Annotated in this window: 5 protein-coding genes; 2 read left to right on the top strand and 3 right to left on the bottom strand. The window is 49.9% G+C overall.

The features are described from left to right. On the bottom strand, positions 1-456 hold a 456-nt coding region (locus Q7V06_RS01745), incomplete at its 3' end, for a nucleotidyltransferase family protein (protein ID WP_304837166.1). A gap of 88 nt (positions 457-544) precedes the next feature. Here Q7V06_RS01745 and Q7V06_RS01750 point away from each other — a divergent pair. Beyond that, the gene (locus Q7V06_RS01750; protein ID WP_304837169.1) at positions 545-1,027 is read left to right on the top strand and encodes a YkgJ family cysteine cluster protein; all 483 of its coding nucleotides are present in this window, start codon (positions 545-547) and stop codon (positions 1,025-1,027) included. Continuing rightward, positions 1,020-1,286, top strand: a complete 267-nt coding sequence (locus Q7V06_RS01755) for a hypothetical protein (protein ID WP_304837172.1) — start codon at positions 1,020-1,022, stop codon at positions 1,284-1,286. The genes Q7V06_RS01750 and Q7V06_RS01755 overlap by 8 nt, the downstream gene beginning before the upstream one ends. Positions 1,287-1,291: 5 nt before the next feature. Here Q7V06_RS01755 and Q7V06_RS01760 read toward each other — a convergent pair whose 3' ends face one another. Next, the gene (locus tag Q7V06_RS01760) at positions 1,292-1,636 is read right to left on the bottom strand and encodes a type II secretion system protein E (RefSeq protein ID WP_304837174.1); all 345 of its coding nucleotides are present in this window, start codon (positions 1,634-1,636) and stop codon (positions 1,292-1,294) included. 14 nt (positions 1,637-1,650) lie between these two features. Next, the coding region (locus Q7V06_RS01765) for a cobyric acid synthase (RefSeq protein ID WP_304837177.1) at positions 1,651-2,972 on the bottom strand (1,322 nt) is incomplete at its 5' end.

A 2,972-nucleotide genomic window follows, 5' to 3' on the forward strand; every position in this document is an offset into this window, starting at 1 on the left:
AATGGTGAATGTTGCGTCGATCTCTGCGATGCCGTACTCAGAGGGATCGTCTATACCTATCAGTCCGATTGAGGTGATCGCACCGTTCTTATTATGCTCACGGTAAAACTCGAGGAGATTGATGTCGGTGACATGGTCGCCGCCGACAACGAGGAACGGCATTCCATCGAGGTACTCCTGTGCATTCTTCACCGATCCGGCGGTTCCAAGTTTCGTCTTCTCTTCAACATAGGTGATCTCTGCTGAGTAGAGGGACCCATCTCCAAGGGCTTCTCTGATTCGGTCTCCGAGGTACCCGAGTGTAATGACGATGTCGGTAAAACCAAGATTTGCGAGGTGCACTACCAGATGTTGTATCGAAGGTATCCCGGCAATGGGGATGCATGGCTTGGGTCGCTCAAAAGTAAGAGGACGGAGGCGTGTTCCCTCACCCCCGCACATGATGCAGACTTTCATAGTACCTGCATATATGTCAGGATCATGGTTAAAAGATGGGATATGTTCTTTGGATACTCTTATCTTCCGTCAGCATGAGAGAATTGCTATGGATTCGGAGTTTGCCTGTACCCTCTGTGGGAGGTGCTGCAACGGGTTTGGGCGGTATATCAAAATTAATCAAATGATAGGGGGGGCGTATGGGTGCAGCCTTACTCTGACGAAGGAGGCTTTTATGGCTGTTCCTGATCCGGGAAGGTCACTGCTTCTTTCTGACAAGTCATATTTCCTTGAACATCCGGATGCATGCCCGTTCCTCCGAAAGGATGGTGAAGATACTATCTGCACCATCTATCAGTCACGCCCACGGTTCTGCCGGGATTATATCTGCTGTACCGGAAAGGTGATGAAGAATGGGGTGGTCTGTGGGGAGATGAAAGGGAGGAGGGATCTCAGAACAGATGATCAGACCCTCAAAGACCGGTGGGCTGAACTTGCGGATATGTTCGGTGGTCTTGGTGATCCTGCATGGCGGCAGGAGGTCAGTGAACGTTTATGTGGAGATGGGTATGAAGTGATATTCTATGGGTGAAGAAAATATGCGGATATTGGTTGTTGAGAGGGGCCGGGCCCCCTGTCTTCCTGGAAAGGCAGTGACACTTGATCGGTGCCGGTTCTGTGCCCACTCCCGCTACTTTGAGGTGGGTGGAGTAAAAGTGCCCTCTCCAGCCCGTGCATACTGTTCACGGAGTGGAGCGACAGATGAGGTTGACCTGAAGGCGGTTACACGGATCTGGTGTGATGATCGTACATCCGAAGGGTACCGCAGTATCATGTCGATCATCAGCTGAACCGATCAGATCCCTTTCCAGAACTCCCACCATTTACGTTTATGTTGTGGGATATACCGTGGTTCCTTCTGCCATTCAAAGTCAAGGATATGGTGGACAACCCGTATCTCCTTCTTCAGATCACTAACGGTCACTGTGAGGTCATCAATGGAACGCTTGATCACCTTCATCTCTTCAAAACCCCTATCCTGCTTCACCGGAACAAATGATTCATCCTCTGAATATTTCACAACTCCAGCCTCAATGAGTCTCAGAATTGCTTCGTTCCGATCAATTCTCTTCTCCTGCGCGAACCGCTCGATCTGTTCTGTCAGCTCACTTTCAAGGGTAAATGAAATCCGTGTGCTCATACTACTCCCTCTGATCAGATTGACGGATCCTCCCGTCGTTCTTTAGGTGCGGCGAGTGAAGCGATGTGATCCATGTCGATATGAGCTTCAAGGTGGTGAGCGAGATGATCATAGGGATCGATCCCGGTTGTTTCATGATAGACCATCCCTTTCTTCTCATATAAATACCTGAGGAGTGCGGATACGGCTGTTTGATTCTGGAAGAGGCCGTGGAGGTATGTACCAAAGACCAGTCCGTCATCGGAAGATGTCCCTTCTCCATAGAAAGCTTCTCTTCCCCCCAGCCTCTTTGTTTCTCCCATATGAATCTCGTATCCGTTCACCTCTCCTATGGCAGATAAGATGGGTGGAATCGGACCTGCTCTTCTCTTCACCCGGATCGTTGTTTTTCGGTATTCTGAGAACTCTGTCTCAACCGGTAGAAGCCCTATCCCTTCATATAATCTATTCTCATCCGATTCAATCGCCTTGTCATAGATCGTCTCTCCGAGCATCTGGTATCCCCCACAGATGCCAATAATTGGGACACCTCTCTTCTTTGCCGAATGGATCTCCTCAATTGTACCTGTATCTTTGAGATGGAGGAGATCTTCGATGGTATTCTTTGTACCTGGTATGATGATGCAGTCATAGCTGCTGAGAGAGTCGCCGGGACGGACATATGTAACCGATGAGGATCGTTCAAGTGATTCAAAGTCGGTGAAGTTTGATATTCTTGGGAGATGGATGATCCCGATCCTGACTGCTGAAGATGATGCGCGTTTATCTGAAAGTGAGAGTGAATCTTCACTTGGAAGGGAGAGTTCGGTGTATGGAACGACGCCGAGCACCGGGACCGAGCATATCTCTTCAATGAGCGTTATTCCGGAGGCGAATATCTCAGGATCCCCTCGGAATTTGTTGATGATCACACCTGCAACAAGCTCCCGCACCTTCGGCGGAAGGAGCTGTATCGTCCCATAGAGCTGGGCAAAAACTCCGCCACGTTCGATATCCGCGATGAGGATGATCGGGATTAAAAGCCGCTCTGCAAGCCTTATATTGGCAATGTCACGATCATAGAGGTTGAGCTCTGCTGCCCCCCCTGCACCTTCACAGATGACGCACCCGGTTTCAGAGAAGAGACGATTATATGCAGCGAGAACCACCTCAAGGAGGGTGTCAGTCTCCTTGTAATACTCCCGAATAGGGAGATCCCGGTATGGTTTCCCAAGGACGATCACCTGGGATATGCTATCTGCTTTTGGTTTGAGAAGAATAGGATTCATATCGGCGTTTGGCTCCTGTCGTGCTGCAACAGCCTGCATCGCCTGTGCGATCCCGATCTCACAGCCGT

The sequence above is a fragment of the Methanocalculus sp. genome, assembly GCF_030651615.1.
Taxonomy (GTDB): domain Archaea; phylum Halobacteriota; class Methanomicrobia; order Methanomicrobiales; family Methanocorpusculaceae; genus Methanocalculus.